The sequence below is a fragment of the Neisseria sp. HMSC067G12 genome, assembly GCF_001812725.1.
Lineage (GTDB): Bacteria > Pseudomonadota > Gammaproteobacteria > Burkholderiales > Neisseriaceae > Neisseria > Neisseria perflava.
On record NZ_KV810193.1, the window covers coordinates 1 to 3436 of the forward strand.

The following is a 3436-nucleotide window of genomic DNA, read 5'->3' on the forward strand; positions in this document are numbered from 1 at the left end:
AACACCGACCCGGGCGCGGTCAACGGCTCCGACCGTGAGGCGGACTTGGCGCAGGATATGCGCAACATCGTGGCATCTATTTTGCGCGATGACTACGGCTTGACCGTTAAAACAGACGGCACCGGCAAAGGCAATATGCCGCTGCGCGATGCTGTAAAACTGATTCGCGGCTCGGATGTGGCGATTGAGTTCCATACCAACGCCGCCGTCAGCAAAGCAGCTACGGGCATTGAGGCGTTGAGTACGCCGAAAAACAAACGCTGGTGTCAGGTGTTGAGCAAGGCTGTTGCCAAGGCGACCGGTTGGAAACTGCGCGGCGAAGACGGCTTTAAGCCGGATAATGCCGGCCAGCATTCGCGGCTGGCTTATGCGCAAGCCGGCGGCATTGTGTTTGAACCGTTTTTTATCAGCAACGACACTGATTTGGCCTTGTTTAAGGCGACTAAATGGGGCATTTGCCGTGCAATTTCGGACGCGATTGCGATGGAATTGGGAGCGGCGAAGGTATGAAAAAGTCTTTGATTGCTTTGGCTCTGTCTGTCTTGAAACCGCAGCTGCCTGAATTTGAGATTAAGCCTGCCAGTATTGGCTATTTGAAACAACATCCGTCTATGCGCCTGGGTAAATCGGGCGTGGCGGCTGCGAAACGTGCGGCGCGTAAACGCAAGAATCGTCGTTAATCATGGGACAGGTTGAGTTTTACGAAAAGATGATTGAGCTGTGGTCGCGCAAAAGCCGTGAGGCAAGCGAACAGGCAGACTTGCCTGCGTTTGAATTTGCGGAGGGCGAACTGGCCAATTATCGGGAAATGCTGCAACGGCACCTGCAAACCAAAACTGTGGAATAGCAATGCGTATTTTGGATATTTTTAAAAACCCGGCGACAGGCAATGTGTCGCACTCAAAACTGTGGGCAAATGTTGCCTGCGCGGCGGGGACGTTTAAGTTTGTGATGTTGCCCGATCCATCGGCGGAGGTTTGGGCGGTGTATTTGGGCATCGTCGGCGGCTATGCGGTGGCACGCTCGCTGGTCAGCGTGAAACGTCAGGAGGTCGAGAATGAATCTCGTGAAACTGCTGGCGAATAACTGGCAGCCGATTGCCATCATCGCGCTTATCGGCACGGGCTTGGCCGTGTCGCACCATCAAGGCTACAAGTCGGCGTTTGCGAAGCAGCAGGCGGTCATCGACAAGATGGAGCACGATAAGGCGCAAGCCCTGCTGTTGTCGGCTCAAAACTATGCGCGCGAATTGGAACAGTCGCGTGCGGAAGCTAAAAAATATGAAGTCAAAGCACACGCCGTCGGTATGGCTTTGGCGAAAAAACAGGCGGAAGTCAGCCGTCTGAAAACGGAAAATAAAAAGGAAATCGAAAATGTCCTTACTCAAGACCGTAAAAATGCAAGCGGTAATTGTATTGACGGCTTTGGCCATCACGGCCTGCAGCTCTACAACCGCGCCCTCGGCTACGGAAATTAAGGTTGTCGAAAAGGCGATCATGCCGACACCGCCTGCTGCGTTGATGGTCGCGCCGGTACGCCCGAGTCCTCCGAAGGACGGCAAGACGGCAACGCTGCTCGAACACGCCGCTGAGTTTGGCGGCTATGTTTCGGAGCTGGAAAACCAAAACGCAGCGTGGCGCGACTGGGCGGGCAATCGCTCCCGCAAAGTCGGCGACTGACAAAAAAGCCCGCGTAGGGCGCGGGCTTAGGGTAAAAGCGGATTTTATACCTCTTTTACAGGGGTCGCGGCGGTAGTGCTTTTCACCAAATCGACTGCGTGCTGGCAGTTTTGCTTGCTGGTGTAGCCTTGGCCCTGAGCGATGATTTCATGGTTGGCTGCTTTCAAACGCCAACGGTATTCGCCTTTTGCGTCTTTATAGATTTCAAAATACATAAGGTTTCTCCTATGAATGAGTACACGTTTTCTTACCGCTTTGACGGCAAGTCCTGGTCATTGAGCATTTGGGCGGACAGCCCTGAAGAAGCCCGGGCAAAATTTCGGGCTGCACAGGAAAATGCGCAGTATGACGGCGAAGTTGTAACAAAGATTTATACATTTGTAAATATTTCGTGGGTTAAGAAGTTGTACAGACGGATAAAATATTTAATGGGTATCAAAGAATGACCTACCGTGAATTAGTTGAACGTCAGTTGGCTGTGCGCCATGCCGATTTGGAATTGGGCTTAAGCCGCTCCCGCGAACAAGAGCCGTTTGTCATTCATGTTTCTAATCTGCTGGATAAGGCAGGGGTTGAATATACGGTACGGATGAATAAGGATTTTCAGACGACCTTTAACCTTGAATATCCAAATACAAACTACGACACCTTTAAGCGTGCAGTTTGGCAGACGATTTCGGCGTATTACTGCGTTTGTAATGATGGAGATGGACTCGAAATTTTCAGCAATCGCCCTGACGGCCACTCCGTCCGTATCGTATTCGGCGATGTGCCGGTTTAAGGGGTTTTAAATGGACTTTGAATTTGGTTTTAAAACCTTGTGGCCGATTGCGACGGCGGCGTTTTGGTTTTGGGTCAACGGCATTTCAGGCCGTCTGAAAGAGGCGGACAAGCGTATCGACGACCTTAAAGAGGAGCTGCACGCGGTCAAGCTCTCTTATCACACCAAGGCGGACGCCAAGGCAGACAGCACTAATATTGCAGCAGCGTTGGAACGAATTGAAAACAAGTTAGAAAAAGTAAACGAAAAACTGGACAGGAAAGCGGACAAATCATGAGCGACCCGATTTTGGAAGCCTTGGCGCGTATTGAAAACAAGACTGATCAAACTCTGAAAAATCAGAAGGAAATGCAGGCGGAAATTGCACAAATCCGCCAAGACACGAAACGCACGGCCATTACATTCGGCGCGATCGGCGGCGGCGTGATTACGGTCGGCTGGGAATTGCTTAAAGCGAAAATGGGACTGTAATTATGGCTCACCCGCAAGAAATCCGTGAAAAGTTACGCCGGCTCTATGTGAGCGGCGAGCAAACTTTGGAAACGGCAGCCTTGATGTGCGAAATCCCGCAGGCCACTGCGCGTGCGTGGAAACGTGCGGATAAGGAAAAAGGCGACGACTGGGATAAGATGCGCGCCGCCTACACTTTGGCCGGCGGCGGTATTGAGGACTTGAGCCGTGCGATGTTGGCCGGTTTTATGGTGCAGTACAACAGCACGATGACGATGCTGCAGGATTCGAGTACCGAAGATTTGCCGCCATCCGACCGTGCGAAGCTGTTGGCCAGCCTGGCCGATGCGTTTACCAAAACCGTATCAGCCAATGCCCGCGTGATGCCGGAAACGTCAAAACTGGCGACGGCTTTGGAATTGATTGAGTTCTTGATGGCGTTTGTGCAAGAAAAACACCCCAAACATTTGCCTGCCTTTGTGGAGGTATTGGAGCCGTTTGGGGCGGAAGTGGAGAAGAAGTTTGG

General features: G+C 51.9%; 12 protein-coding genes. 11 read left to right on the forward strand and 1 reads right to left on the reverse strand.

The features are described from left to right. The 6 genes from HMPREF2871_RS03860 to HMPREF2871_RS12195 all read left to right on the forward strand — a co-directional run. On the forward strand, nt 1–510 hold a 510-nt coding region (locus tag HMPREF2871_RS03860; protein WP_049344458.1), incomplete at its 5' end, for an N-acetylmuramoyl-L-alanine amidase. After that, nucleotides 507–680 carry a hypothetical protein gene (locus tag HMPREF2871_RS11695; protein ID WP_049323773.1) on the forward strand — a complete coding sequence of 58 codons (174 nt, stop codon included), beginning with the start codon at nt 507–509 and terminating at the stop codon, nt 678–680. The genes HMPREF2871_RS03860 and HMPREF2871_RS11695, both read left to right, overlap by 4 nt. A gap of 2 nt (nt 681–682) precedes the next feature. Further along, entirely contained in the window at nt 683–847 is a 165-nt protein-coding gene (locus HMPREF2871_RS11700) for a hypothetical protein (RefSeq protein ID WP_049343844.1), read from the forward strand. Nucleotides 848–849: 2 nt separating this feature from the next. After that, nucleotides 850–1086: a hypothetical protein gene (locus tag HMPREF2871_RS03865; protein WP_049343846.1), complete on the forward strand. Its 237-nt coding sequence runs from the start codon at nt 850–852 to the stop codon at nt 1084–1086. Further along, nucleotides 1058–1477, forward strand: coding sequence for a hypothetical protein (locus tag HMPREF2871_RS03870; protein ID WP_049343848.1), 420 nt, complete (start codon nt 1058–1060; stop codon nt 1475–1477). Before HMPREF2871_RS03865 ends, HMPREF2871_RS03870 begins: the two co-directional genes overlap by 29 nt. Then, nucleotides 1374–1679: a hypothetical protein gene (locus tag HMPREF2871_RS12195; protein ID WP_193388906.1), complete on the forward strand. Its 306-nt coding sequence runs from the start codon at nt 1374–1376 to the stop codon at nt 1677–1679. The genes HMPREF2871_RS03870 and HMPREF2871_RS12195 overlap by 104 nt, the downstream gene beginning before the upstream one ends. A gap of 44 nt (nt 1680–1723) precedes the next feature. Here HMPREF2871_RS12195 and HMPREF2871_RS03880 read toward each other — a convergent pair whose 3' ends face one another. After that, nucleotides 1724–1894, reverse strand: coding sequence for a YegP family protein (locus HMPREF2871_RS03880; protein WP_049336671.1), 171 nt, complete (start codon nt 1892–1894; stop codon nt 1724–1726). Between the two features lie 12 nt (nt 1895–1906). Between HMPREF2871_RS03880 and HMPREF2871_RS03885 the strand changes: the two genes are divergently transcribed. The 5 genes from HMPREF2871_RS03885 to HMPREF2871_RS03905 form a co-directional block, all read left to right on the forward strand. Beyond that, nucleotides 1907–2125 carry a hypothetical protein gene (locus HMPREF2871_RS03885; RefSeq protein WP_049336672.1) on the forward strand — a complete coding sequence of 73 codons (219 nt, stop codon included), beginning with the start codon at nt 1907–1909 and terminating at the stop codon, nt 2123–2125. Next, on the forward strand, nt 2122–2460 hold the full coding sequence (locus HMPREF2871_RS03890; protein WP_049336674.1) for a hypothetical protein: 339 nt from the start codon (nt 2122–2124) through the stop codon (nt 2458–2460). The genes HMPREF2871_RS03885 and HMPREF2871_RS03890 overlap by 4 nt, the downstream gene beginning before the upstream one ends. Before the next feature lie 10 nt (nt 2461–2470). Then, nucleotides 2471–2737: a hypothetical protein gene (locus tag HMPREF2871_RS03895; protein WP_004520458.1), complete on the forward strand. Its 267-nt coding sequence runs from the start codon at nt 2471–2473 to the stop codon at nt 2735–2737. Further along, the gene (locus HMPREF2871_RS03900) at nt 2734–2931 is read left to right on the forward strand and encodes a hypothetical protein (RefSeq protein ID WP_049343850.1); all 198 of its coding nucleotides are present in this window, start codon (nt 2734–2736) and stop codon (nt 2929–2931) included. The genes HMPREF2871_RS03895 and HMPREF2871_RS03900 overlap by 4 nt, the downstream gene beginning before the upstream one ends. Nucleotides 2932–2933: 2 nt before the next feature. After that, a partial coding sequence (locus tag HMPREF2871_RS03905) for a DUF1804 family protein (RefSeq protein WP_004520456.1) occupies nt 2934–3436 on the forward strand: 503 nt, incomplete at its 3' end.